At 50.7% G+C, this 23,920-nt stretch carries 24 protein-coding genes and 1 pseudogene; 7 read left to right on the top strand and 18 right to left on the bottom strand.

Annotated elements, in window-relative coordinates:
* Positions 1 to 103: 103 nt before the first annotated feature.
* A complete protein-coding gene (locus OCV29_RS18390) occupies positions 104 to 1,063 on the top strand; it encodes a transposase (RefSeq protein WP_073605121.1) in 960 nt (319 codons plus the stop codon).
* 363 nt (positions 1,064 to 1,426) lie between these two features.
* Here the strand turns inward: OCV29_RS18390 and OCV29_RS18385 are convergent, their stop codons facing one another.
* On the bottom strand, positions 1,427 to 2,143 hold the full coding sequence (locus tag OCV29_RS18385; protein WP_073605122.1) for an NYN domain-containing protein: 717 nt from the start codon (positions 2,141 to 2,143) through the stop codon (positions 1,427 to 1,429).
* A gap of 177 nt (positions 2,144 to 2,320) precedes the next feature.
* On the opposite strand from OCV29_RS18385, the gene OCV29_RS18380 reads away from it, so the two are divergent.
* Positions 2,321 to 2,956 carry a LysE family translocator gene (locus OCV29_RS18380; RefSeq protein WP_073605123.1) on the top strand — a complete coding sequence of 212 codons (636 nt, stop codon included), beginning with the start codon at positions 2,321 to 2,323 and terminating at the stop codon, positions 2,954 to 2,956.
* A 140-nt stretch (positions 2,957 to 3,096) separates the two neighbouring features.
* On the opposite strand, the gene OCV29_RS18375 is transcribed toward OCV29_RS18380, so the two are convergent.
* Positions 3,097 to 4,113 carry an extracellular catalytic domain type 2 short-chain-length polyhydroxyalkanoate depolymerase gene (locus OCV29_RS18375; protein ID WP_073605275.1) on the bottom strand — a complete coding sequence of 339 codons (1,017 nt, stop codon included), beginning with the start codon at positions 4,111 to 4,113 and terminating at the stop codon, positions 3,097 to 3,099.
* A gap of 412 nt (positions 4,114 to 4,525) precedes the next feature.
* Between OCV29_RS18375 and OCV29_RS18370 the strand changes: the two genes are divergently transcribed.
* Both OCV29_RS18370 and OCV29_RS18365 read left to right on the top strand, forming a co-directional pair.
* Positions 4,526 to 5,641 (top strand): ABC transporter substrate-binding protein, encoded by a 1,116-nt coding sequence (locus tag OCV29_RS18370; RefSeq protein ID WP_217653327.1) that lies wholly within the window; start codon positions 4,526 to 4,528, stop codon positions 5,639 to 5,641.
* A gap of 27 nt (positions 5,642 to 5,668) precedes the next feature.
* Positions 5,669 to 5,923 (top strand): hypothetical protein, encoded by a 255-nt coding sequence (locus OCV29_RS18365; protein ID WP_175561589.1) that lies wholly within the window; start codon positions 5,669 to 5,671, stop codon positions 5,921 to 5,923.
* On the opposite strand, the gene OCV29_RS18360 is transcribed toward OCV29_RS18365, so the two are convergent.
* On the bottom strand, positions 5,896 to 6,144 hold the full coding sequence (locus OCV29_RS18360) for a hypothetical protein (protein WP_073605125.1): 249 nt from the start codon (positions 6,142 to 6,144) through the stop codon (positions 5,896 to 5,898). The two genes, OCV29_RS18365 and OCV29_RS18360, sit on opposite strands and share 28 nt — an antisense overlap.
* Before the next feature lie 97 nt (positions 6,145 to 6,241).
* Positions 6,242 to 6,364, bottom strand: coding sequence for a hypothetical protein (locus tag OCV29_RS18355; protein ID WP_261887420.1), 123 nt, complete (start codon positions 6,362 to 6,364; stop codon positions 6,242 to 6,244).
* 371 nt (positions 6,365 to 6,735) lie between these two features.
* Here OCV29_RS18355 and OCV29_RS18350 point away from each other — a divergent pair, with 371 nt between their 5' ends.
* Positions 6,736 to 6,933 carry a hypothetical protein gene (locus OCV29_RS18350; protein ID WP_073605126.1) on the top strand — a complete coding sequence of 66 codons (198 nt, stop codon included), beginning with the start codon at positions 6,736 to 6,738 and terminating at the stop codon, positions 6,931 to 6,933.
* A 205-nt stretch (positions 6,934 to 7,138) separates the two neighbouring features.
* Here OCV29_RS18350 and OCV29_RS18345 read toward each other — a convergent pair whose 3' ends face one another.
* Both OCV29_RS18345 and soxR read right to left on the bottom strand, forming a co-directional pair.
* Entirely contained in the window at positions 7,139 to 7,921 is a 783-nt protein-coding gene (locus OCV29_RS18345; RefSeq protein ID WP_073605127.1) for a TSUP family transporter, read from the bottom strand.
* Positions 7,922 to 8,034: 113 nt separating this feature from the next.
* A complete protein-coding gene (soxR, locus tag OCV29_RS18340) occupies positions 8,035 to 8,487 on the bottom strand; it encodes a redox-sensitive transcriptional activator SoxR (protein ID WP_073605128.1) in 453 nt (150 codons plus the stop codon).
* 113 nt (positions 8,488 to 8,600) lie between these two features.
* Between soxR and OCV29_RS18335 the strand changes: the two genes are divergently transcribed.
* A complete protein-coding gene (locus tag OCV29_RS18335; protein WP_073605129.1) occupies positions 8,601 to 9,839 on the top strand; it encodes an MFS transporter in 1,239 nt (412 codons plus the stop codon).
* A gap of 188 nt (positions 9,840 to 10,027) precedes the next feature.
* Positions 10,028 to 10,834, top strand: coding sequence for a DUF6933 domain-containing protein (locus OCV29_RS18330; protein ID WP_073605130.1), 807 nt, complete (start codon positions 10,028 to 10,030; stop codon positions 10,832 to 10,834).
* Between the two features lie 220 nt (positions 10,835 to 11,054).
* Here the strand turns inward: OCV29_RS18330 and OCV29_RS18325 are convergent, their stop codons facing one another.
* The 12 genes and pseudogenes from OCV29_RS18325 to OCV29_RS18270 all read right to left on the bottom strand — a co-directional run bounded on the left by OCV29_RS18325 (position 11,055) and on the right by OCV29_RS18270 (position 23,911).
* Positions 11,055 to 11,708, bottom strand: a complete 654-nt coding sequence (locus OCV29_RS18325) for a histidine phosphatase family protein (protein ID WP_073605132.1) — start codon at positions 11,706 to 11,708, stop codon at positions 11,055 to 11,057.
* The gene (locus OCV29_RS18320) at positions 11,705 to 13,000 is read right to left on the bottom strand and encodes a cobyrinate a,c-diamide synthase (RefSeq protein WP_073605133.1); all 1,296 of its coding nucleotides are present in this window, start codon (positions 12,998 to 13,000) and stop codon (positions 11,705 to 11,707) included. The genes OCV29_RS18325 and OCV29_RS18320 overlap by 4 nt, the downstream gene beginning before the upstream one ends.
* Positions 12,997 to 14,476, bottom strand: a pseudogene (locus OCV29_RS18315) (cobyric acid synthase). Before OCV29_RS18315 ends, OCV29_RS18320 begins: the two are co-directional and overlap by 4 nt.
* Positions 14,477 to 14,489: 13 nt before the next feature.
* A complete protein-coding gene (locus OCV29_RS18310) occupies positions 14,490 to 15,503 on the bottom strand; it encodes a nicotinate-nucleotide--dimethylbenzimidazole phosphoribosyltransferase family protein (RefSeq protein ID WP_073605134.1) in 1,014 nt (337 codons plus the stop codon).
* Complete coding sequence (cobU, locus tag OCV29_RS18305; RefSeq protein WP_245796949.1) at positions 15,500 to 16,051, bottom strand: bifunctional adenosylcobinamide kinase/adenosylcobinamide-phosphate guanylyltransferase; 552 nt, start codon at positions 16,049 to 16,051, stop codon at positions 15,500 to 15,502. The genes OCV29_RS18310 and cobU overlap by 4 nt, the downstream gene beginning before the upstream one ends.
* Positions 16,052 to 16,139: 88 nt before the next feature.
* Positions 16,140 to 17,180: a threonine-phosphate decarboxylase CobD gene (gene cobD, locus OCV29_RS18300; protein WP_073605136.1), complete on the bottom strand. Its 1,041-nt coding sequence runs from the start codon at positions 17,178 to 17,180 to the stop codon at positions 16,140 to 16,142.
* Positions 17,181 to 17,282: 102 nt separating this feature from the next.
* Positions 17,283 to 18,251 carry an adenosylcobinamide-phosphate synthase CbiB gene (gene cbiB / locus OCV29_RS18295; protein ID WP_217653328.1) on the bottom strand — a complete coding sequence of 323 codons (969 nt, stop codon included), beginning with the start codon at positions 18,249 to 18,251 and terminating at the stop codon, positions 17,283 to 17,285.
* Positions 18,241 to 19,614 carry a uroporphyrinogen-III C-methyltransferase gene (gene cobA / locus OCV29_RS18290; protein ID WP_084193460.1) on the bottom strand — a complete coding sequence of 458 codons (1,374 nt, stop codon included), beginning with the start codon at positions 19,612 to 19,614 and terminating at the stop codon, positions 18,241 to 18,243. The genes cbiB and cobA overlap by 11 nt, the downstream gene beginning before the upstream one ends.
* Positions 19,615 to 19,814: 200 nt before the next feature.
* Positions 19,815 to 20,621, bottom strand: a complete 807-nt coding sequence (cobM, locus tag OCV29_RS18285; protein WP_073605138.1) for a precorrin-4 C(11)-methyltransferase — start codon at positions 20,619 to 20,621, stop codon at positions 19,815 to 19,817.
* A complete protein-coding gene (cobJ, locus tag OCV29_RS18280; protein WP_073605139.1) occupies positions 20,618 to 21,445 on the bottom strand; it encodes a precorrin-3B C(17)-methyltransferase in 828 nt (275 codons plus the stop codon). Before cobJ ends, cobM begins: the two co-directional genes overlap by 4 nt.
* Positions 21,438 to 22,277: a sirohydrochlorin cobaltochelatase gene (locus OCV29_RS18275; protein WP_073605140.1), complete on the bottom strand. Its 840-nt coding sequence runs from the start codon at positions 22,275 to 22,277 to the stop codon at positions 21,438 to 21,440. Before OCV29_RS18275 ends, cobJ begins: the two co-directional genes overlap by 8 nt.
* Positions 22,274 to 23,911: a cobalamin biosynthesis protein gene (locus OCV29_RS18270; RefSeq protein WP_245796950.1), complete on the bottom strand. Its 1,638-nt coding sequence runs from the start codon at positions 23,909 to 23,911 to the stop codon at positions 22,274 to 22,276. Before OCV29_RS18270 ends, OCV29_RS18275 begins: the two co-directional genes overlap by 4 nt.
* Positions 23,912 to 23,920: the final 9 nt, after the last annotated feature.

The raw sequence follows: 23,920 nt of genomic DNA, 5'->3' as shown, positions 1-23,920 counted from the left end.
TTCATCATGATTGTTTCCTGCCCCGCAGGACTCGGATTCACTCCTTTTCAGCAGAAACATCTTGTCGCATGCTCGGGAGATTCATAACTCACCAGGCTTGCAAATGACCACTCCCCGCTCACAGCTGATTTCTCTGGACGTCACGCCTTATTATCACTGCGTGTCCCGTTGTGTGCGCCGGTCATTTTTATGTGGGGAAGATGAGGTGTCCGGTCGATCTTACGAACACCGGCGTGACTGGCTGGAACATCGAATCCTCAAATTAGCCAATATTTATTGTATTGATATCTGCGCGTATGCGGTGATGTCAAACCACTATCATCTGGTCGTTCATATCAACCGCGCGAAGGCAGAATCTCTCAGCAATGATGCTGTGATTGGCCGCTGGCAAACGGAGCATCAACTGCCGACCATCATACAACGGTATATCAAACGTCAGTTAACGGGCAAAGCAGAATATCAATGTTGTGAACAGCTGATTCACCGCTGGCGGAGACGCCTGTATTCCCTGAGCTGGATGATGAAAGAGCTGAACTTTGAGATTGCCCTGCAAGCCAACCGGGAGGACGGTTGCACCGGTCATTTCTGGGAAGGCCGGTTTAAATCTCAGGCCCTGTTAGATGAAAAAGCGGTGCTGGCAGCGATGACTTATGTCGACCTGAATCCGGTCCGCACCAAAATTGCTGAAACGCCGGAAACCTCAGAATACACCTCCCTGAAAAAACGACTGGATTCTCTGGAAGCAAACCAGCCGACGCCGCACGGCCTCTTCCCATTTATTGGTTATGAACTTCTGGAGCAACCAGACGGGATTCCCTTCCGGCTGATGGATTATATCGAATGGGTGGATCTGGCAGGCCGCCAGATCCGTGAAGATAAACGCGGATTTATCGACGCACACCAGCCGGAGATACTTACCCGACTTTCTCTTAACCAAACTGAGTGCCTGAAGCTGATGACCGGACTTGAGCGAAGGCGACGAATTTGGGTCGGCTCTGCCGAAAGCCTGAAATCAACGAAAACTGCGCTGAATAAATCCCGGATTGATGGTTTGAAGATTTAAGTTGCTTTGCCCTGCCTGAGATTTACGATTTTTCTCCTTATCTGTATAAACTTCAACCACACCCCTTAATTTTCATGTTCGATTTGTGATTTTTTGGTGATCGGGTACGGCTGGTCATAGTGAGGTTGATGGTTTTCTTTTAGTGGTGTGTGTCCTTATTGTGCTTTGCAGAATGCCGCTGGGAACGATTGATTGTCAGTAAATACTCACTTTTTTCAATAATCACCCTAGCCGATGAATGGTCGGGGTGATTCAGCTACTGTTTAAAGACCAGTTCAAATATTTCTTTGACCTGTCAGACTGGGTCTGTTGTACTTTGAATTCCAAGTTGAATAAGATTTAACCCGATCCTGAGAGCATTTTTTACTGACCGGAAGACTTTATGATGAACCGAAACTCCAGCCCGGCGCCTTTAGATTGTCTCGTTTTATAACGGGCCGGATATTTATCGAAAAAATCAGAAAGCTTCTTTAAACCATAATTTCTTGAGTCAAAATCTGGCTTAAGCCGTTTTAAATATTTTCCTGCTTCTCCAAGCTTTACCCAGCCAGAGTCATCCCGGTAGTTTTGCCAGGCCTGATGCATCAGTTGCCATAGCTCCCGCTCAGACTCCAGCATACTACTTTGCTGTGCTTCCGGCTCCGGGCCACCATTTAAATTTTCAATCGCTATAAAATCATCGCACGCATTTTTAAAAGAAGTGGGAGTCATTGCTTTCCCCACACCAACAACATGTATTTCAGATTCTCTCAACCGGGTCGCAAGACTGGTAAAATCACTATCACTGGAAATCAAAGCAAAGACATCAAACCGCTGTGAATATAATAGATCCATCGCATCAATGATCATAAGTGAATCGGTAGAGTTTTTTCCTGATGTATAGGCAAATTGCTGCTTCGCCTGGATTGCTAACTCGTTTAAAGGTTGCTTCCAGTTTTTCAAATGTTCGGTTGAAAAGTCACCGTAGGCGCGTTTTACGATAATCTGCCCAAAGCGCGATAATTCTTCAATTATCGAATTCAGCTTAATATAGGGCGTATTTTCAGAATCAATTAAAACCGCAATTTTTTTATTGCCCATCTATCATTTCCCTGGTCGACTCATTGAATCTTTTAATCATAATTCAGGTTCAAAATGACCACATAATAATTGTGTCATTTTCAGGTAAAAAGGACTGCACCGGTGAGTTCAGGCTAGTCGATTGACATCTGCCCTCAATTTTGTCACTAATGGACACTTTGATTCACGGAGGATCAGATGGATCTGCATACGCTCGGAATTTACTTCTTCGTTTCATTTTTCTATGTCATCAGCCCCGGCCCGGCGGTTTTTCTCGCGGTTTATAACGGCGCAGTAAGCGGTACGAAAACCGTAATGGCTTCGGCATTGGGCAATATTACCGGATTGCTTTTTCTGTCGACACTTTCTGTCAGTGGCCTGAGTGCCATTTTACTCTCTTCTGCCTTACTGTTTACTGCGGTAAAAGTCACAGGTGCCGTGTATCTGATTTATCTGGGTGTCAAACAGCTGCTCACCGGCAGAAAGCGTAGTTTGATTGCACCCGCAGGAGAAAAAAGGCAGCACCGCAGTCTGTTCTCTTTTTACCGGGAAGGTTTTTTGGTTGCAGCGACCAACCCAAAACCGATCCTGTTCTTTGTCGCTCTGTTCCCACAATTTATCGATAACCATCATCAGCTGTTCACTCAATTTATGGTGATGACTCTGATATTTATGGCTATTTCTTTTTCAGCTTTGTTTACTTATGGTTATCTGGCAGATAAAGCCGGTGGCGTATTTTCTCAGGCACGTTACGTGCACTGGTTTCACCGTATCAGTGGCGGGTTGTTTATCGGTTTAGGCGGAAGTCTGCTGCTGGTGAAAAGAAGTACCTGACAGAAAAGCTTTACGGGGACAGGCACTTGATTTAAGGAAATCAGTATCCCGGCGTGAACCGGATATAAGTGTCGGTCTCATATTTCCCCGCAGTCGCGGGGAAACAAAGCACTCTCATAAACACTGACCAGAAATCAGAGTCACTCCTCTGAGCTGGTCAGCCGCTGAATCATCCGGTAAACCGCACGGATTTGCGGTGCATCTTTGGTGTAAAAGTCTCCGAAAGGATTTTCCGGCTCAGAGAAGCCCCAATAATCCCAGCAGCCTTTGGGGTTGTCTGGTTCTGTTGCAGTCAGTTTGTCTGAACGGTGCACCTGCGGGTAAAGCAAAATCAGATTATTCGCATCGGCATATTGGTTATATCCGGTGCCGGTATAGAATTTATCACCAATCACCGTCACGCCCTGCCGGCAGCCATGAAACACCACATGCACCGCACAGGTCGTGCCGGTTTTACATTGCGGCGGAATATAAACATAGCCGGTGTCATCCATGCTGGTGAAAGGCTCAGAGATGAATTCAGACTGATCAAAAGCCTGGGGCGTCGCCGCCGGGTTTGTTTCGTCAGACGTAAACTCAGGATAGATCTGCGATAAAACCCGTTCAGCCTGAGAAAACCCGCAATTATTGATATAAGGCGACTGTGTAACCGGGCACGCACTATCTTCAGGGTTGTCGGTAATAAAAGCATGTCCGGCCTCCACATTGTTGTCATGCCAGATGTCTCTTTCATTCACGCCGAGCGCCCGGAAAAACCGGATATTCTCATCCACAACTCCGGGTCTGACTGTCTGATCATTCAGACCACCAAAAATGTAATACCGGGCATTTTTCAGGTGCTTGATATTATCGATTTTGCCAGTTTCAGACAGCAAGATAGTTTTTGCAATTAAGTGCGGTGTATTGGGTTTCCAGAAGTCGTACTCAGGATTTTTACAGGTCGTGACCGAAGCTATTTCATACGGAAGTGGCCAGGATCCCGAACAAAGGTAAGGCCCGGCCCCAACAATACCGACCCCTTGCATGATCGCAGAGTGTGCGACAAAGAGTTGCCCGGCCATATAACCCCCGGAAGACAAACCGGATACGGATGTGTGATGGATATCGGCGCCGAGTGCGGGAAGCCGTTGGCTGGCAGCATTTGCATGAATATTCATGATAAAAATCAGTACCAACGTCCATATATATGCCAAAGTTATTTTAAGTCGTTTCATCATATTCCTTTATTTATAAATATAAAACTTAACGCATATAGAATATTCCCTAAATCAGCCTTGAAAATCGTGATATTGATCCAAAAAATTAAAGTATTTATTGCAGTAATATATAAGCCCAATTGTATTGATCAGTAATCACCGAACACATGATATGTTGATGAAATTGTCATAAATTCTTATTGCACTTACGTGCAAATCTTAACCTGACTGTCACAAACAAACGGTAAATTTTCTGACTGAATACTCCGGTACACTGGATAAAGATGCCGGAAAGAGTGAAAGCACATCCTTGCAAAAAATATCCAGATCAAACCACGAGATACCGATGATTGATGACATACACAGGGAAATAATGATGAAACCAATGCTGACTACCAGTATCGCCACATTGATGATGATTGCCGCAGGCAGTGTATTTGCTGCTGATGATCATCCGGACAGCTTGTCTCAACTGATTGAAAAAGCCCGGCACGAAGCGCCTGTTACGGTTTATGCACCTACCGGAAAAATTGTCCGTCAGGCCAAAGCATTTACGGAAAAATATGGCGTAAAAGCGGTCGGCATCAAAGCAAAGGCACCACAAACGATCGAAATTTTCCGCCGGGAAGCTGAGGCGAATAATGTCAAAGCAGATTTGGCGATGGTGGAGGATGCACCGGCAACACTTGCCCAGCTGATTGAGTCTGGTTATGTTCAGAGCTTCGCACCGGCAGATTTAGCCGCAGACATTCCTGAGAGTGAACAAAGCCCGCTGGTAGTCGTCGGCTCCCCCAACCTGCTGGCTTATAATCCGTCGAAGTATGCTCACTGCCCTGTTTCGAATCTGTGGCAACTGACCGAACCTGCATGGCGCGGTAAAGTGGCCTTGCAGGATCCGGCGATGAAACCGATGTATCTGGACTGGTTTAATCAGCTGGCTGAACATCACGATGCAGAAATGAAACAAGCTTATCAGCAACGCTACGGGAAGACGCTGGTCACGGATGAAACATCCGCAACAGCGGCATTCGCTAAAGCACTGGCTGCAAATAATCCGCTGCTCACCCACTCAGACAAAAAAGTTGCTGGTGCCGTGGGTGCACCCGATGCCAAAGAATCCTTTATCGGCCTGATGAGTACCGCCGAATTCCGCAAGAAAAAACAAGGATATCAACTGAGTATCTGTCACGATGTTTCCCCGTATATCGGGATTAAATATCCGACGCTGGGCTTTATTGCCAAAGGAACTCACAGCCCGAATGCCGCAAAACTGTTTATGCGTTATCTGATGACAAAAGATGGCATAGAGGCGCAGGCGATTGACGGCAAGCTCTCGACAAACCGCAAGGTGCCTGTCCCGGCAAAAGAGCAATCGGGGATTGCCCAATACCGCAGCCAGCTGATGACTTATCAAACCGCCAGTGCCGCGTCAGACTGGGAACACCGGCAGGACTGGCAAGATCTGTGGAATCTGAGTTATAACCAGTAAACGGCAGGTCAGGGTCTGTTGATGTGATTGTTAATACTTGGGTGGTTACTGAAACTTGGATGGCTGTTGAGCCGGCCAAACCGTCACATTCCACCCAAAGCTGGTCAGTGTACTTCTGGGGACAGGCACTTTTATCCGGGCGGGAAAGACCTTTGGGGAAACGCCTTTGGCGGGCACCGGGGCGTGTTTATCTTTCACCGCCGGACCTGTAGTCACCTGAAATGGCACAATATTGATCGTATCAATAAATCCCGTCAGTCGAGATACCAGTTAGTCGCGTAAATAACCAGCAGGACCAGAATAACAAGAAGAACCGGGAGGGTTAGCCTTATTGCCAGCTTTTTGATAAATCTTGGTTTGTCAAATACCACGCCTTCAGCTTCCCTCACCCTCCTCTCTTCATCAAAATGCCATTTAATCGCGAAGTAGGCGCCAATACCTAATACAATCAGCTTAAGCGCTCCGGCAAAGTACGGAAAGAAGTTGGCCCAGCTACTGTTCATATACATCTCCATCACATTCAATATCGGTCGGCGGTAGCATTATCAAAAATTCATATTGAGTACGCCCCCAAAGTCAGGCGATTCAGCCAGCGCAAGTCTACTGATCGCACCGGCTTTCCGCAACGCTCTTTGCATTGCTTATTCTGGCTTTTGATGAGAATGCACTCTCATCCATTGTCATATCCCGTAAAATCAGTCGACCGGTTTCAGGCTTAAACATGGTATCTCCTTTTCAGTATGCTTTGTTTACCTGATTCAACTGAGGCAGTCAGTTGACACCCACCCACACCGGGATTATCCTACCCGCTCGCCGGCAAAATCCGGTGACGGGATTAGCACCCCGGTTGATATAGGGCATGTAAGTGCCAGCGTGATGCTGGCTTTTTTTATATGTTGCTTTTGTACACCTGAATTTTACGATTTTGTCTATTCTTCAGACAGGATTCTTATCAAATCATGGTGGGCTGGGCATGAGGCTGACTCAGGTCAGGCCGTTTCCTATGTCACGGTAGTGCTAACCTCGGCCCAGTTCACCACCCATTCTTAGCACCTCTGAGTGGTGATCGTTTATCGATGACATAGGAGGCACTTATGCCTGCAACAATCACTTACGATCCAAATCTTTCACAGAAAGCCCGCGAATATCTGATCCAGCTTGAAGATCATCTCAATGAGATGAACCAAAAAAGCCCACAAGCCCGTGAAGTGCTGCTTTACCTGAATAAGCTGCTCACCATTCACGCATCAATCAGAGAAGTCACTATGCTGAAAGTGGAAGTGCCGGAATAACATCGTTGTTCGAAACTAAGTTAACTCAGAGCCACGCTTGTGGCTCTTTTTGTGAGAATGATAAGGACAAAGACGGCTTATGGGGACGGATGCTTTCCGTCAATCGCAGAATTCCAACAAATAACCACTTGCTAAAGCATGACTCACAACACGTAGCACTGTTAGTTTGCAGTAAATTAAGTGATGATGGTCAGCTGATACCACTTTATATGAAAAATTTATAGCCTAATGAAAGCATCAGTAAACTGAGCGAGACTGAGATCGTACGTTGAATCAGTTTTGCACCATACTTCATTGCTGAAGTGCTCCCCACATGATTCCCCAGCAAGTTCATCACGACTAAAGGGATTGCCAGCCCGTAAAGCACATGGCCAGCCAGTACAAAAGCAATCAGCGCCCCGATGTTTGAGGAAAAGTTAAACATTTTAGAAGTGGCGGATGAAGACACTAAATCGAACCGCAGTAAATAGTGCAACGCTAAAATCAGAAAGCTGCCTGTTCCCGGGCCAAAAAACCCATCATAAAAACCAATCACAAAAACAGCAGCTGGCACACCGAATAAAATCACACTTCTGTTGATTGGGGTACCATGTGTTTCATTGCGGTTCTTTTTCGGGATGAAGGACAAAAGAATCCCAAACGGCAGCATCATCAGAATAATTTTACCGATCATGTCCGGGTCGAAATAGAGAATGGCTTTAGCACCCACGTAGGCACCAATCAACCCGGCAGGGATTCCGGTTGCAACAGCAGCCCAGACCACTTTTTTATTGCGGACAAAATTGCGTATGGCGGCAATGGTACCCAGAGTACTGACCATTTTTTCCTGTCCGAGCGCCAGTTGAGGTGGTAATCCGGCAAGAATAAAAGAGGGCACCAGAATGAGTCCGCCCCCACCAGCAACAGCATCCATAAAACCAGCTGCAAAGGCCGATACCATTAATGCAATTAATATAATCAGTGTGATGTCGTGACCAAAGATTTCCATGCTTTTATTCCTTCCCTGAGTCGGCTGTAATGAAAACCCATATTGACATATGTCAATAGACAGAAAAATAATATATTGAGAATTGAGATATGTCAATCAGAGAAGTCACCACGCTATGTATCATCATCCCACTCCTCCGGTGCAATTAACCGGGTTTTGTCCGCAAACGTCTGTGCGCGGATATCCTGAGGGTTGTAGATCGCGCATGAGTCCATCGATAAACAGCCACAGCCAATACACCCGCCCAGATCATTTTGCAACGCCTTCAGCTGCTGAATCCGGTGCTCAAGCATGGCATTCCAGTTTGACGCCATTTGCGACCATTGCTGGCGGCTGGGGGCCTGATGTTTTGGCAACTCAGATAATGCCCCTGCGATTTCTTCTAAAGTCAGCCCCACCATTTGTGCCGCTTTGATCACAGCAATTCTGCGCAACACATTGCGATGATAGCGACGCTGATTGCCCTGATTCCGCCAGCTGTAAATCAGCCCTTTTTGCTCATAAAAATGTAAGGTTGAAACCTTCACACCCGCTCTTTTCGCCACTTCGCCAACGGTCATTTCCATCTTACGCCCTCCATCCGTCTGCACTGTTTTCAAATGGAATGAAAAAGTGCTTTACCTCAAGTTAACCTGAGGTATTAACGTAGCACCAATTCAATCTGATTGGGAATAAGAGTATGCCGTTATATAAAAAAAAGAGTCATAAAGAAAAGAGCCATAAAAAAACCGGCGCAAGTGCGTATTTATCAGGACAATTTTTTGATGGTATTTCTTCCGGATTATTCATGATGGCACTGCCGTGGGCGATGCTGTCTTCGCCTGGCATGGGCACTTTTGTCGCGATGGTTGCGCTCGGATGTACAGCACTCTCTTTTATCCTGACCCCGGTTTTTTCAACGCTGATTGACCGCTTTTCAAGAAAACAAATCCTGATCTGGGTTCAGTTTATTCAAACCACCACAGCCGCGACTGTCGCTGTGGCTTATTGGGCCGGGTATCATTCTGACGGATTGCTGGCAACGGCTCAGCTGGTGTTCTGGACCTCTTCCAATCTCGGATGGTCAACCAATAATGCGTTTACTCAGGAGCACTTTGATCAACACGAATATGGTTCAATCTCCGGCAAGCAGGAAGTCATCATGCAGGTGACCACGTTAGGCTCGGGTGCACTCGGTGTGGTGTTACTGGAGCGCTGGGGGATGTTTGAGTTCTCCGGCTTCGCGGCCATAGCTTCAGGCATTGCGACTCTCAGTTATGTACTCACCCCTTACCGGCGTCAGTTGCACCGGTCAGCATCGGCCTCGTTCGTCACACAGATGAAACAAAGCCGGGAGATTTTCACGCAGCAACCCCGGTTTTATGTATTCGTGATGCTGTCGGTATTAAGCTATCCGGTCTTGACCTTCCTTTCCAAATTAGTCCCGATCTGGTTTTCAGAAACAGGCATTTCAGGTGATTGGTTCGCCGGTTATAACATTGCATTTGGCATGGGATCGCTCGTCACAGGTTTACTGGTCAACCGGTTATTAAGCCTCGGCTCATTTCAGTCGGTGATGATTGGCGCCATGGGCGTTGCAGCCATCGCAGTGCTCGGGATGAGTTTGTCTGCATCCCCCCTGCCGCTGCTGGTCTTCACTTTTTTCTTTGGCACATTTAACGCGCTCAACCGCATTGCCCGGATTAACTGGATGCATCACTGTGTCAGTATCAATGAGCGCGGACGGGCCGATGGCGGGCTGCAAATGTTTTCCAGCTTAACGCAAAGTGTCAGCTACGTGGCGATTGCGTTTTTAAGTCACTTTGGTATCACGCAATTGGGGTTCTTTCTGGCTGCCGGGGTGATGGTGGTGGCTGTTTTTATGATGATGCATCTGAATCGCGGGGCCGGGCTGGCGGTGAAGGTGAATGCGGTTTGATCTTGAAGATTTCTCCATTTCAGGAAAGCTTGAGCAAAATTCGTGGCCATAACACTATTCAACAGAAAAGCACTCAGGCAAAATATGGCAAAGTGGTTGTACCGGGCATAGCTCACTCAACCGGTATGAATGCCTGACAAAAACAGAACAGCTCGCTCTGCAGCAAACGGATAAAAAGGAATATTCACATGTTAGTATTGAACTGCACCAAAGCCGCTGCAGATTTTTTTACAGTGACGCGTCAGGGGAAAAAACAGTCCCCCATAGAAAAACCACCAACACCAGCTATTGGTGATACTTTATATCATGACCAGCCGGTGTCTTCATGGCTGATACATGCCATTAAAGTTCAGCGCAAAAATGTGTTGATTGCGATGGATGTACATACGCGTTATGCCATGGTGTTCGCCGGCATTAAAAAAGGCAACTGGTCAGAATTTGCCAATCAGTGGCTGGAACGATTATTTAATAATATGCAATTTCGGGGTGAAGAGTTTGAGCTGTGCGATGAAGCCAGCTTCCATTCAATGCTGAATGAATTTGCCCGTCAGCATCCGCGCCCTCATTTCTGTCAGCGGGGAGATCGCAGCGTTCAGAGCCATATTAATGATGTCGCGTGGCATATTGAGAACTGGGCGCACGAAACAGGCCATCTGCCTGAACATCATGAAGACGCCGCCTCTTTTGATGAATGGCTCAACAGTATGACTCGTTCCACTAAATCATATAAAAACGGTTTCTTTCCGGATGAGGAGATGTTCCTTCACTGGATAACCCGGTATGGAGATTTGGATAGCCAGGAAGAACCGATGATTCGTCAGTATTTTAATCAATCCCGCCGAATGACAATCCGCTCTATTTCAGATCCGGAAAAAATTGATGAAATTCAGGCGATGATGGAAGCGGTCATCAATGAATATAATGAAGGCCTGGCTTCTCTGCCTGATAATGTGATCGATATCCGTCAGGCCAGAGCCAATAAACAAAAGGGCTGACTTCGTTATATCAGTTTCCGGGAACATGAAAACAGGCAAGTGTTTTGCTCCCGGGCATCGATCATTGGGGCTCTGTATTTTGAATAATTCAAAAGGATATGATTTGAAGGATACGATTCTTATTGATTTTGATGGTGTGATTCCCAAATGCCTGAACATTTGGAATCTCAGCAGCAGTGAACAATATGCCCGAGGCTTGAATTTATTCTATGCAGCATGCTTATTTTTGGTGTCGGCAGGCTTGATTGTTCACAATCCGGTTTGGGATTTGAATACCGTCAATAGATGATGATGCAGAAGGCACTGACACAACCGCTCCGGTTGGCAGTGCCACCACCACACCATTCCCCTCAACCCCTCGCCCCTGATGCCATGAAGGAATACCGTGAATGAGATTCCGGCACGCACGAATCCATTCACCATGAGAAACAATCACAATACATTGCTCAGGTTCCTGCGGACAAATGGATGCAAGATCGGCCAGAAACGAGCGGATGCGCTGTTCGAAATCCCGCTCAGATTCCACGCCCGGTACGGCATTCATGGGTGCTTGGTATCGGTGATGATACGCCTGCCAACAGTCTGAAAGAGCTTCATCTTCATCGATGACCCGACCTTCCAGCACGCCAAATTTTCTTTCTCTCAGACGAGAGTCTGTAAGTACTTCCACACCATAAGGTTCGGCCAATATCAGGGCAGACTGATGTGCACGACCTAAATCGCTGCTGTAAATCACCGGCTGTCTGCTTTCAGGCAGTTTTAGTTTCCTCAGTTGCGCAATTGCGTCCTGAGTGAGTGGGCTGTCCTGCCAGCCCTGAATCCGCCGCTGCCGGTTCCACTGCGTCTGACCATGCCGGACAAGGATAAGCTTCATAAGGCTCCCCGGAACATCTTTGCAGTGAGCTGCGGGTTGTAAGGGAAGTACCAGTGAATATAAGAAGCAATCACGTTTTTATATTGCCAGACCGGGTCCATCTTTTTACCCCGCTGAGACTGTGGCACACACAGGACGTTTTCATTCGAGACTGTTTTTGAGTAATGGAATGTGTGTCCCCGCAATGATTCACCTGAAAAATCAGCTTCAACTAACCCTAATGCCGCAAGTTTGCTTTGCATGACTGACTGTGCATCCAGCACCCCACACATTTCCCCCTGATGTTGCTCAAGATCCGTGAGAGTTTGGTTCAGATACAACATCCCGCCGCATTCGGCAATCACCGGTTTGTTGTCTGCCACATGCTGATGAATTTGCGCTTTCAGAGTGTTATTTTCCGCCAGCTCATGCAGGTGAAGCTCCGGATATCCGCCGGGCAAATACAAGGCATCACAGCCGGGCAGTTCGTCCCCTTTCACCGGAGAGAACAGAGCGATGTCTGCGCCCAGCGCCTGTAATAACTCAAGATTAGCCTGATAAATAAAGCTGAATGCCGTGTCATTTGCGATAGCAATGGTTTTCCCGGCTAATAAGGGTTCTTGTTCCAGGCGAGGAACCTGCTCAAATTCAACCGCTGGCGGCATGGCAATATCACCGCTCTGGCTGATCAGATCAGCAGCAAGATTCAAACGCGCCTCCAAGTCTTCCAGTTCCTGCGACTGAACCAACCCAAGGTGTCTTTCCGGCAGCGCAAGGTCTGCATTTTTCGGCATGTAGCCACAGAACGCCAGCGTGTCCGGCAATGATGCTTTGAGCATCTGCGCGTGACCGGCGGACCCCACACCGTTGGCAAATACCCCATACATGTGAATATCATCGCGAAAATTTGCCAGACCATAAGCAATCGCACCGAATGTCTGTGCCATCTTCCCGGCATCGATCACCGCCAGCACCGGAATGCCGAGCGTCGCCGCAATATCCGCACTGGAACACTGGCCGTCAAACATGCCCATCACCCCTTCAATCAGAATCAGGTCGGCGTCTTCGGCAGCTTCAGCAACCAGCTGTTTACAGTGGTCTTCCCCGCACATCCAGAAGTCGAGCTGATAAACCGGCTGCTTTGAGGCAAACGAAAGAAAGCCTGGATCGATAAAGTCAGGCCCGGTTTTAAACACGCTGACCTTCTTTTCCTGACGGGTAAAATATCTGGCGAGCGCGGCAACAATGGTGGTTTTACCGCAGCCGGAAGCCGGTGCAGCCACCACCAGCGCAGGACAAGTAACTGAACTCATGACTGACGAAACGCCTCCAGATCCGGCCAAAGCTTGTGCAGATCAAGATGTGCTTCAATCGCATCTGCCACCCGGTTGATGCCGTCTTCGCGCATTTGCGCAAAATCGACGCCTTGCGCCTCCGGTAATCCAGCCCAGCGCAGAATGGCACGACATGCGTCCGGTGACTCGAAAATACCATGCAGATAACTGCCAAACACCTGCCCTTCCATTCCAATCGCTCCTTCTTTCTCTCCATTCAGGGAAAGCGGCGCATTTTCTGAGCCCCCCCTGGGTGATGCCAGCATGGATTTCGTATCCAAACACATCGACCGTTTTTTGGCCGGGTAAACTCAGCGTTCCGTGGGTTTGTTTCAGCTGTTTGGTCGCTTGTAACGCCGTCTCAAGGGGCAGATAGCCCAGCCCGGCACTCTCTCCGGCCTGTCCTTCCAGACCCAGCGGATCGGCAACCCGCAGCCCCAGCATCTGGTAACCACCGCAAATCCCCATCAGCTTGCCACCAAAGCGCAGGTGACGTTCAATCTGCTTGTCCCAGCCTTGTTCACGTAAAAAAGCCAGATCGCTGCGAACACTTTTGGACCCCGGAAGAATGATCAAGTCAGCCGGTGGCAGAGGCTGGTGCTGACCAACAAACACCAGATCAACATTCGGATGCATGCGCAGCGGGTCAAAATCGGTATGATTACTGATGCGTTGCAGCACCGGCACCACCACTTTGAGTTGGGGTTCATCGTTACTGAGCTGACTGATGTTAATCGCATCCTCGGCTTCCAGCATCAGCCCGTGCAGGTAAGGCAGCGCCCCGATCACTGGCTTGCCGGTTTTCTCTTCCAGCCAGTCCAGACCATTTTCGAGCAGCTTGATATCTCCGCGAAAGCGGTTAATCACAAAACCAATCACCCGGCTTTGCTCCGACTCGCTCAGCAGCGCCAGCGTGCCGTATAAATGGGCAAACACACCGCCCCGATCGATATCCGCCACAATGATGACCGGCACATCCGCTGCTTCAGCAAATCCCATATTGGCAATATCGTGCTCCCGAAGATTGATTTCCGCCGGGCTGCCCGCCCCTTCAATCATGACACTCTGATATTGGCTTTTCAGGCGATCGAAAGATTCGATTACATATTGCATCACTTGTGGTTTAAAGGCGTGGTAAGTCACGGCATCCATATCTTCCAGTGCTTTGCCGTGAATAATAATCTGCGCCCCGATATCGGTGTTTGGCTTGAGCAGCACCGGATTCATGTCCGTTGTGGGTTCAATCCCACAGGCATGTGCCTGTACCGCCTGCGCACGGCCAATCTCGCCGCCATCTACAGTGACGGCACTATTAAGCGCCATATTCTGTGGCTTAAACGGTGCCACCGTCACGCCCTTGCGTGCCAATACGCGGCAAAGGCCTGCAACCAGAACGCTTTTCCCTGCGTCAGAGGTGGTGCCCTGCACCATCAAAGCTTTTGATGTTTTTATCATTGTTCTATCCCATTCAAGCCAGCCAGTGCCCCACAGCACGATCTAAACTGTCGATGATTTCCTGTTCACTCAGTCCATGCTGCTCAGCAAACACAAGACAGGCACCTAAACCGCAACCTTCGATGATATAGCCCTGCTCATACATGCGGATAGCTGGATACTGAGAGTGCAGAAAGCTTGCTTTTGATGTGGTGAAAATGCAGTTGTCCGGCAGTGATGCAGCGGCAATCCGGGCATCGCGGGAATCAAGCACCCATTTCGTCGTTAACAAAGACAACTCTTTGACTGCTGTGTGACCATGCATCGCAATCACCGGCGCAAACATCATCACCCCACCGGCAAGATTCAGCGACGGAAGCGCCGTTTCCAGCAATGTGCAGCAGGCTCTCTGCACCGGGTCAGACAACCCGTGATCCTGCCTGAAACAGTTGACATCTGACGGCAGGCCGGATGACTGATTCCAGAGCGATTCGAGTAGCCGGGATTTGATCGCAAGCTTTTGCGGGTCAGTGGTACTGCCACTAAACCAAAGCGACAGATCCAGCCAGCGACGCAACCATAAAGTAGCAAAGGTAGTACCGCCGATACCGGATTCAGCAATCAGGTGGGCTTCTCCTGCCTCGGCCTGCCGCTTCAGTTCCGGAATCAGTTCATCTTGCATCAGCCGGGCTTCTTCGCCGGTTTGGCAATGATGGACAACCACCTCATCCAGTTTGCAGCCAGTCAGATCCGGCGTGTTATCCAGCCCGAGCTGATAACAATGCAGCCGAATCCTGAACCCTTTTTTCCTCAGTGCCTGAAACAGCCCATGCACCAGAATCGCTGGTGTCACCAAACCGTTTCCCGTCACCGGGGAAGGGCGATATTCACCATTTAACCGCGTATTGGCATGACCACAGGCAATTTGTTCCGTGTCTCTGGTGGGATGCAGTTGCATCAGCCCTGCACCTTCCCCGGCATCACTGATTTGATGCAGCTCAGGCACCGGCGCGACGGCGTTGAGGGTGATATAGTTCAGCCAGCTCATGATGAAGCACCTTTCAGCGTGAGGGGCAGCCCCGCAGTCACCAGCGTCACTTTGGCAACCTGCGCTGCAATCGCCTGATGCAGCCACCCGGCTTCATCCACATAACGACGGCTGATTTCGCCCATCGGCACTACACCACAGCCGACTTCGTTGCTGACCAGCAGCACCTGACCAGGCAATTCAGACAGGGTTTGCAAAAACGCTGCTTTGACTGCTGACCATGCATGGCCGGTTTCTCCTTCAGCGGTGCCAAACAAGGCATTACTCAGCCATAACGTCAGGCAGTCCACCAGAATACAGTTGTCTGGCTTGCTGTGTTCCTTTAATGCCTGAGACAACGCCAGTGGTGCTTCAATGACCTGCCATTGTGCCGGGCGCTGTGCTTTGTGCAACGCCACCCGCTGTGCCATCTCTTCATCACGGACTTCAGCGGTCGCAATGTACACCACGGGTTTACCGGATGCTTTGGCAATGCTTTCTGCATAGCTGCTTTTTCCGGAACGGGCACCGCCCAGCACCAGTTCAATTTGAGTTGTTGCTTCACTCACGATTGCTTCCTTCATTCACAAGTTCACTGCCTCATACCACACGAAATAATTTTCTGATCACCCACACCCCGATGCCTTCGTATTTTTATCAGAACCGATAATCTCTGGCGGCCGCCAGCATCCCGAGTGCAGACGTCAGTTTTTCCCATTGTGCTTCCCCGTCCGGTAACCCGAACCGGATCGCATTTTTCTCGTCGCACAGCCGGGTCAGTATCTGCTGCTGACACAACAAATCATGACACGCCACAGCATTGTCAACATACACCGTGGTAAACAGCGGCGTGCCTGCTCTTGGGCAGTCGAATGTTTGGTCCAGCAATTGATTCAGTCTTTGTGAAGCGGCCTGAATCCTGTCAGCTGTGGCCCGCTGCCATTCACGGTCTTTGAGCGCCTGTTTCATCACCCAGCGGGCCGGGCCATTCACAGTCCAGGGACCGAGCGTTTCTTCCAGCAGTGCTTTGATCACCGGCCCGGCGAACACGAATCCGGCTCTGGCTCCGGCCAGACCAAAGAACTTGCCAACGGAACGCAGCACGATCAGGTGCTCACTGTGCTGCACCCCGTTCAGTATCGAGATCTCCGGGGTACAATCGGCAAATGCTTCATCAAGAATCAGATAGCCGCCTTTGTGCTGCTTCTGACGAAGAATGGCTTGCAGCTCGCTGCGCGGGGTCTGCCTGCCACTGGGATTATTGGGGTTGATCAGCAAGACAACATCACAGGTTTCCAGCTGCTTTGGTGTCGGAAAATCATCATAAAATTCGATCTCCCATTCATTGCCATCCCGCTCAAAACTGCCCCAGGCATGCTGATGCTCTTTATAGCCAACGCGTGGCAGCGCGATAGTGCCACAACGCCCCGTTTCCAGCGTAATGACGCCCGGCAGCGCCATAATCGCCGCCTGAGATCCGGCGACAGCGATCGGCTCATCCGCAGCGCCATAATAATTTTTTGCGGCCGTTTCCAGCCCGTCGCCGGTCTCCGGCAGCCGGTTCCAGACTGATGCCGGGATGTCCCCGACCGGATAAGTCAACGGGCTCACCCCGGTCGACAGATCGACCCAGTCCGCCGGATCGGTGCCATATCGTGCGGCGACTTCTGTCAGATTCCCGCCATGTTTGATTGCCATTCACCACTCCTAAAATTCGAAATACGCTTATCATCAAAGCCGATCCCTCTTCAAAAGACGTCTGTCCTCAGAAGATGCCCCTCAATCAAAAGGTGCCTGTCCTCAGAACAGGCCCGCCAACACGCACGCCAGCCAAAGGTAACTCAACGCAAAACTGCCTCGCTCAACCAACCGGTTTGCCCGTGGAATCGCTTCTGCGGTGGCATATGGACCAACGCCCATCGGCTGTTTCTCATGCAACACCCCGTGATAGTATGCCGGGCCGCCAATCGTCACGTTTAACGCGCCTGCGCCTGTGGTCATCACCACGCCACCATTCGGACTGCTGCACGCTTTCGCCTGTGTTCTCCAGCAATCCATCGCATGGCTGAAACTGCCCTGAAACGCATAAATCAATGCGGTGATCCGGGCGGGTAACCATGCCAAAAAGTCATCAATTTTTGCGCTGAAAAAACCGAAGTGCAAGTACTTCTCATTCTTGTAACCCCACATCGCATCGAGCGTGTTGACCAGCCGGAACAACACCGCTCCCGGCGCCCCTGCAATCAGAAACCAGATCACCGGCGCAAACACGGCATCATTGCCGTTTTCCAGTACCGACTCAATCGCCGCCGAAACCATGTCTTTCTCTTGCATGTTTTCTGTATTGCGGCTGACGATCATCGAGACCTGTTCACGCGCCCGTTCGATCTCCCCGGCTTGCAGCGGCTGATAAATATACTCAGCGTGCTCAATCAGGCTGCGGCCACCGATGGTGACATACAGGATCACGGCATTGAGCCCAAACCAGACCACCGGGCTGAGCCGCCATGCCAGCGCAACCAGAAAAACTGTTATCAGCACCACCGGCACCACCGCCAGTAACCAGCCGAGCACGCCTTGTTGTTTTTCACTCAGACCCGGCATGCCCCGGCAAAACGCTTCGATGCGCTGCACCAGATTGCCGAAGCCAGCCAAAGGATGAAAACGCCGCGGCTCACCCAACCACTTATCCAGCCAAAGCGCACCGATCAATAGCCATGCACCGGCCAGTAAACCCGGCATCGTGCCGGTAAACAGTTCATGCAACATCGGCTTTCTCACCCAATCCGGAACAATCAGCGGCATCGACAAAGTCAGGCATGTGATCCCGTTCCGTCAGATAATCATGGGCCAGTGCCCACGTTCTGACGGCTTCGTTCAGCGGCACCAGCTGAGCCTGCTGCACCGCTTCAGGATGATGCTGCGCAATCGATCGGAACACAGCAAGATTGTCCACCAGCACCCATTCAACCTTTGGTAACGCGTAAGGCTGCGGCTGACTGACCACTCTCCCTGCCAGATAAAAGTGTGCTTTGTCTCTGAACGCTTGTTCTTCACTGAGTGTCAGCGTCATCGCCTTGTCAGATAAATGTTGCGGGCAAAGGCCCATGGCGTTTAACGCCTTACGGACATCCCGGTTTTCACTGCCTAACGGCATGGAAAATTTGCGGATATCCCAGTGATGTTGCTGAACCGCACGCCACCACGTCCTGAATGCGGGTAAATCACTAAAGCCCAACTCCGGCAAAGAAGACAGATGCGCCAGCGCTTCGCGGTCAATCAAAGACTGCACCGGGCTACTTGCGACGACAATCACTTCAGCCCCCGCATCCCGCAGTAATGTCACCGCTTCATACTGACCACAAACCAATATCCGGACACCGGCGAGCGGCAGCTGCTGACGCCAGTCCAGTTCATCAGCCAGTGCCACCACTTCACCAATAATCACCAGTGCAGGCCCCTGATAACCAGCTTGTTTGACCTGATCTGCAATCGTCTCCAGCGTGCCGGTAATACAGCCGTGATCGGCGCTGGTGGCTGAGCTGATAAAAGCAATCGGTGTGTGTTTGCTTTGTCCGTTTTCGACCAGACTCCGGAGGTGTTCAGCCAGCTTTTTTGCCCCCATATACAGCACCAAAGTGCCGCAATCCGGCCCGAGACGACTCAGCGCACTCAGTGCTTTGGTGTTCTTATGACCACTGACAAACGTCACGCCCGAGGCCATTCCGCAACTGGTGAGCGGGAAGCCGGAATAAGCCGCCGCACCTAAAGCCGCGGTAATGCCCGGCACGATTTCGTAAGGGATGCCGTTTTGCTTCAGGTCGCGGCACTCTTCGGTGGTCCGGCCAAAAATACACGGGTCACCGGCTTTCAGGCGGGCAACCCGCATGCCTTTTAAAGCGAATGCCATGACATCCGGATGCATGCCATAGTCAATATGCGTGCCCTGATAACCACGGTAGCCGACCTGATGAAGGGGCACATGGGCCGGAATTGTGGCAAGAATCGCCGCACTCACCAGCTTGTCGTAACACACCACATCACAATCCGCGAGCAACTGTTTGGCCCGGCAGGTCAGCAGCCCCGGATCGCCCGGCCCCGCGCCGATTAAATACACTTTACCTTGATTCATGTGAGTTTCCTTTGGTAGCCGGTTCAGCGACTGTCGGTTCTTCAACAAATTCACTTGCTTCAGCATTTTGATACCAAACTCAGTCATTTCCTGATCTGGATATATCTGGTTCCGCAAACCGCTCAAGGCATCCTGCCCGCTTAGACAAGGGCATCCATGCCCTTGTATGTTTGCTCCACCAGACACATCCAGATGAGAAGTTAATTTTCCAGACTGGTTTTATCTGCTCCGGCATCTTTATTTTCTTCAACAACTCTCCCCTTGCGACAGGCATGAGAGAATGTTGGGTCATACAGTTTCGAATCGACGAAATCATCGATCGCAAACACCTTGCTGACAATAATCATCGCCGTCGAGCGAATCCCGGCGGCATGCATCTTCTCCGCAATATCAGCCAGTGTGCCGCGCAGAATGCGCTGCTGCGGATGCGATGCTTTCTCGACCACGCACACCGGCCAGTGTGGCGGGTAAACTTCGCTGAGTTCACGGACGACTTTGCGGATCAGCGTCGCGCTTAAAAACAGGCACAAGGTGGCTTCATGGCTCGCCAGTGATTTCAGGTTCTCTTTTTCCGGCACCGGCGTGCGGCCTGATGCGCGGGACAAAATGATGGTCTGACACGCTTCCGGCAGCGTCAGCTCCTGACCGAGTGCCGCCGCGGATGCCTGAAATGAAGACACTCCGGGAATCACCTGCCAGTCGATCCCCAGCGCATCGAGCCTGCGGGTCTGTTCTGCCAGTGAGGAATAGATCGACAGGTCGCCGGTCTGCACCCGTGCGACATCTTCACCATTCGCGTGTGCCTCGGTGTAAACCTGCGTGATCTGATCGAGATCCATGCTGGCCGAGTCATAAATCCGCGCGTCTGGTTTGGCGCGTTCAATCACCGCTTTGGGCACCAGACTGCCCGCGTACATCACCACCGGGCAGGTTTCAACCAGCTTGGCCCCTTTGACGGTAATTAAATCCGGGTCGCCCGGCCCGGCACCGATAAAATAAACGGTCATGCAACCTCCTCATTGTTTTGAGGATCAGGTGCCTGTTTCAAAGCACGGCCCGGCGTCTGCCCAGCACGGGTTTCCCCATTGTCTAAGCAGTATTTGTTTTTGTATCCACGCGGCGTCACGATGAGGTCTTTGAAACGGTAACTGCTTTCGTTACCGACAATCACCGCTGCGTTCATGCCAAATTCCAGCGCCGTAAACTGCTCCAGCGTCGAAAGCTGCACAGACTGTTCATCACGATAAGCCGCGTTGACCACCGCAACCGGCGTATCCGCCAGGCGGTGCCGCAGCAGGATTTGCTGCGCTTCAATGATCTGGGTCTGGCGTTTTTTCGAGCGCGGATTGTAGAAGGTAATAGCAAAATCAGCCATCGCAGCGGCTTCGATTCTGCGGGTAATCACGTCCCACGGCGTCAGCAAATCTGACAGTGAAATGGTGCAACTGTCATGACCCAACGGCGCTCCCACCAGTGAAGCACACGCATTCGCCGCAGTAATCCCCGGCACAATGTCGACATTAATCTCAATCGCCTGTGCAGCAAGCAACTCAAACACCAGCGGCGCCATGGCATACATGCCAGCATCCCCCGAGCAGACCAGCGCAACGTTTTTGCCTTCCAGGACCTGTTGAATCGCCGCATCTGCACGCTGCCACTCTTTGGTCATTCCGGTTCTGATCAGCGTCTGCGTCCCAATCAGCGCCTCAATCAGTTTGACATAAGGCGCATAGCCCACCACCACATCAACACTTTGAATCACCGCCTGAGCACGAACCGACATCATATCCAGACTGCCGGGGCCGAGCCCCACCAGATAGAGTTTAGCCACAGTGCAACTCCTCAGCAGGTACTTTCAACCGGGTCAGCCCCTGCTCAATCTGCTTGAAAATAATGTCGGTGACTTCATCGAGCGCCAGCAGATGAAAGGCTTCCCCCTGCTCTCCCTCTGCGATTTGTACGTCGCAAACGTCCGACAACTGCGCCTGAATTTCTGCCATGTCATTGACAAAGTGATTGCCGGAAACCAGCAGCAGCGGCACGATCCGCAGCACCGGTCTGGCAGCGCCCGATGCCCGGTGTTCAATCGCTGATTTCAGCAGTTCAAACGGCATCGCCCCTTCTAAAGAACAGGACAGGTTTTTCGCCGAAAGCTGCGACAGCAGAGTGTCACAATAGCTGATCGCCTGATGCCCCGGATTGTCCAGATAAGGTGAGCCGTGGTGCACAAACAGGTTGATATCGCTGCCCTGTTCAAATCGTCGATTCAGGGCGGCCAGCAGATCGTTGGCCCGGTGGGTGTGATGGATAATCGCGGGCGTGAAGTCAATCGCCGATAAAGAGAAATGCTGAAATCCTTCAACAATCAGCCCGGCCTGTTTGTGCTCGTCGGTCGGGAACAGATAACAGGACACCACCAGAATCCGCTGATAGCCTGCCATATCAAGCGATGCCAGCACCGCGGGCAAATGCTGACAGGCTTCCCCTTTCTCAGCCAGTTTTTTCATCACCATCCGTGAGCTGACCGCGATTCTGACTTCAGTTTGGGGATATCGTTTTTGCACCTGCCTGATCAAATCCTGATAGCGCTGCTGGGCAACAACGGAGCCAAAACAGCTCAACACAATGGCTGTTCCCTGGTTGTAATGTCTTAATCTTTTCATTGTGTCACTCTTTCCACTTCTTCAATCGCTGCAAAATATTGATCATCAATGACGTGTTGCAACGGCTTATTTTCTGATAACGCCACAAAGATGTCCTGCCACTGTTGCAGGGTAAAATTTTCCACGCCACGCAACCACTGACCATGATTGGGGGAAAGGGTTGAGGCCGGATTTTCAGCACGTTCATACACCACCATGGTGGCCCGGTTGCGGCACGCGCCGACACACATGGTGCGGCTGATTTTGATCCGCTTCTCCCCGGTTGCCAGCCCGAGTTCTTTCAGAATTCCCCGCAAATCATGGGCTAAATTCTTACTGCCGCCTTTGGCGCATCGCTGGCCTTCACACAGCAAAATATGGTGTTTGTGAAACAACATGGGCCGGTTCAGATCGACGTGCTTCGGCTTACACTGATACCCTGCAACCACTTCGTTGCCGTAGGCATTCACTTTGATTGGGTTCGATTGTTCCTCAGACGGAGTGAACCAGTTTTTACGCTTGTGTCTGACCAGTGATTCACTGTATTCCCGGCGGCAGCAGGCGACCGTCATATGAAAACCATCCTGCTGAAACACCCATTTGGGCACCAGCAACTGACGGGTGTCACTAAGCTTCAGCGCCGCCGCTTCGGCCACCGAGTTGCTGCCGGTGACTTTTTTCACATAATCTGAAGGGTTTTCAATGCCTTCGATGCCATCCAGCACTTCTGCATCAAAGGTTGTAAACGGCCAGTGCATCTCACAGGAAAGCGCGAGCAACCCCGCTTCATCGGCTTTCAGTGCAATACTGGCGATGGCCTGAACCGACTCTAACGCCAGATGAAACTGCTCACTGAAAGCAGCTAACCCGGCTTTCAATACGGAAACCGGCGTGTTGCGGTCACACCCCAGCCCCAACACCAGCGATTTAGGCCGCCACAGCACCAGTTTATTCTCCCAGCCAGTGATATCCGGGGAATGGTGCGGATACTCTCGGTTACAGAACAGCCGGTCACTGATCAGAATGGCACCTTTGAATTGCTGACTGTCGATGCCGTCAAGCGAAGAATGTGTGAGAAGATGAGCAGGCATCCGTTTTTCATAAGGCCACCAGTGCCGTTCACCGGCTTCCTGCGCCACAATTACCGGCTCATGATTGACAATCGCGGCAGAGACTTGGGTTAAAGCTGGCTCAGAGATTGGGTCAAGCGTCCAGCCAAAAGGTGCACCGAGCATATCGGCAGAAAGTGTTTCCGACGTATCAGACGCGGTGGTAATCACCGGGGTCGCCTTCACAAGATGCGCGACCCGTTCAGTGAGTGCATTGCCGCCGCCACGATGACCAGACAGCATCGAGATCGCAAACCGGGCTTGTTCATCCAGGCAGACCACCGCCGGATCCGTGCGCTTATCAGCCAGTAAAGGGCCAATCATCCGGCTGACAATCCCCGCCGCACAGACAAAAATATGTCCGTCATACTGGTTGAAACGGGCGGCCACAAAATCAGACAAAGGCAATGTTAATCGCGCAGCTTTGGCGCAGTCATCAAAGGCAACCGGTGCGACAAACAGATCGCAAAACGGCAGCGCTCTTTTCAGTCTCTCTCCCTGCTTTGCACCTTGCACGGTAATGACATAAATGGCTAATTTCATCATCTCCCCCCG

Source organism: Vibrio aerogenes (genome assembly GCF_024346755.1).
Lineage (GTDB): Bacteria > Pseudomonadota > Gammaproteobacteria > Enterobacterales > Vibrionaceae > Vibrio > Vibrio aerogenes.
Note: the sequence above shows the minus strand (reverse complement) of the source record. Positions and strands in the feature narration are given on the sequence as shown.

Excerpts from the sequence above, each read along its gene's own strand:
- OCV29_RS18370 (WP_217653327.1), top strand. The coding sequence starts at position 4,526 with ATGATGAAACCAATGCTGACTACCAGTATCGCCACATTGATGATGATT.
- cobA (WP_084193460.1), bottom strand. The coding sequence starts at position 19,614 with ATGAATCAAGGTAAAGTGTATTTAATCGGCGCGGGGCCGGGCGATCCG.
- OCV29_RS18355 (WP_261887420.1), bottom strand. The coding sequence starts at position 6,364 with ATGTTTAAGCCTGAAACCGGTCGACTGATTTTACGGGATATGACAATG.
- OCV29_RS18330 (WP_073605130.1), top strand. The coding sequence starts at position 10,028 with ATGTTAGTATTGAACTGCACCAAAGCCGCTGCAGATTTTTTTACAGTG.
- cobM (WP_073605138.1), bottom strand. The coding sequence starts at position 20,621 with ATGACCGTTTATTTTATCGGTGCCGGGCCGGGCGACCCGGATTTAATT.
- OCV29_RS18270 (WP_245796950.1), bottom strand. The coding sequence starts at position 23,911 with ATGATGAAATTAGCCATTTATGTCATTACCGTGCAAGGTGCAAAGCAG.
- soxR (WP_073605128.1), bottom strand. The coding sequence starts at position 8,487 with ATGGAAATGACCGTTGGCGAAGTGGCGAAAAGAGCGGGTGTGAAGGTT.
- OCV29_RS18380 (WP_073605123.1), top strand. The coding sequence starts at position 2,321 with ATGGATCTGCATACGCTCGGAATTTACTTCTTCGTTTCATTTTTCTAT.
- OCV29_RS18385 (WP_073605122.1), bottom strand. The coding sequence starts at position 2,143 with ATGGGCAATAAAAAAATTGCGGTTTTAATTGATTCTGAAAATACGCCC.
- OCV29_RS18310 (WP_073605134.1), bottom strand. The coding sequence starts at position 15,503 with ATGAGCTGGCTGAACTATATCACCCTCAACGCCGTCGCGCCGGTGCCT.
- cbiB (WP_217653328.1), bottom strand. The coding sequence starts at position 18,251 with ATGTTGCATGAACTGTTTACCGGCACGATGCCGGGTTTACTGGCCGGT.
- cobD (WP_073605136.1), bottom strand. The coding sequence starts at position 17,180 with ATGGCAATCAAACATGGCGGGAATCTGACAGAAGTCGCCGCACGATAT.
- OCV29_RS18335 (WP_073605129.1), top strand. The coding sequence starts at position 8,601 with ATGCCGTTATATAAAAAAAAGAGTCATAAAGAAAAGAGCCATAAAAAA.
- OCV29_RS18325 (WP_073605132.1), bottom strand. The coding sequence starts at position 11,708 with ATGAAGCTTATCCTTGTCCGGCATGGTCAGACGCAGTGGAACCGGCAG.
- OCV29_RS18345 (WP_073605127.1), bottom strand. The coding sequence starts at position 7,921 with ATGGAAATCTTTGGTCACGACATCACACTGATTATATTAATTGCATTA.
- OCV29_RS18320 (WP_073605133.1), bottom strand. The coding sequence starts at position 13,000 with ATGAGTTCAGTTACTTGTCCTGCGCTGGTGGTGGCTGCACCGGCTTCC.
- OCV29_RS18375 (WP_073605275.1), bottom strand. The coding sequence starts at position 4,113 with ATGAATATTCATGCAAATGCTGCCAGCCAACGGCTTCCCGCACTCGGC.
- OCV29_RS18390 (WP_073605121.1), top strand. The coding sequence starts at position 104 with ATGACCACTCCCCGCTCACAGCTGATTTCTCTGGACGTCACGCCTTAT.
- OCV29_RS18350 (WP_073605126.1), top strand. The coding sequence starts at position 6,736 with ATGCCTGCAACAATCACTTACGATCCAAATCTTTCACAGAAAGCCCGC.
- OCV29_RS18360 (WP_073605125.1), bottom strand. The coding sequence starts at position 6,144 with ATGAACAGTAGCTGGGCCAACTTCTTTCCGTACTTTGCCGGAGCGCTT.
- OCV29_RS18275 (WP_073605140.1), bottom strand. The coding sequence starts at position 22,277 with ATGAAAAGATTAAGACATTACAACCAGGGAACAGCCATTGTGTTGAGC.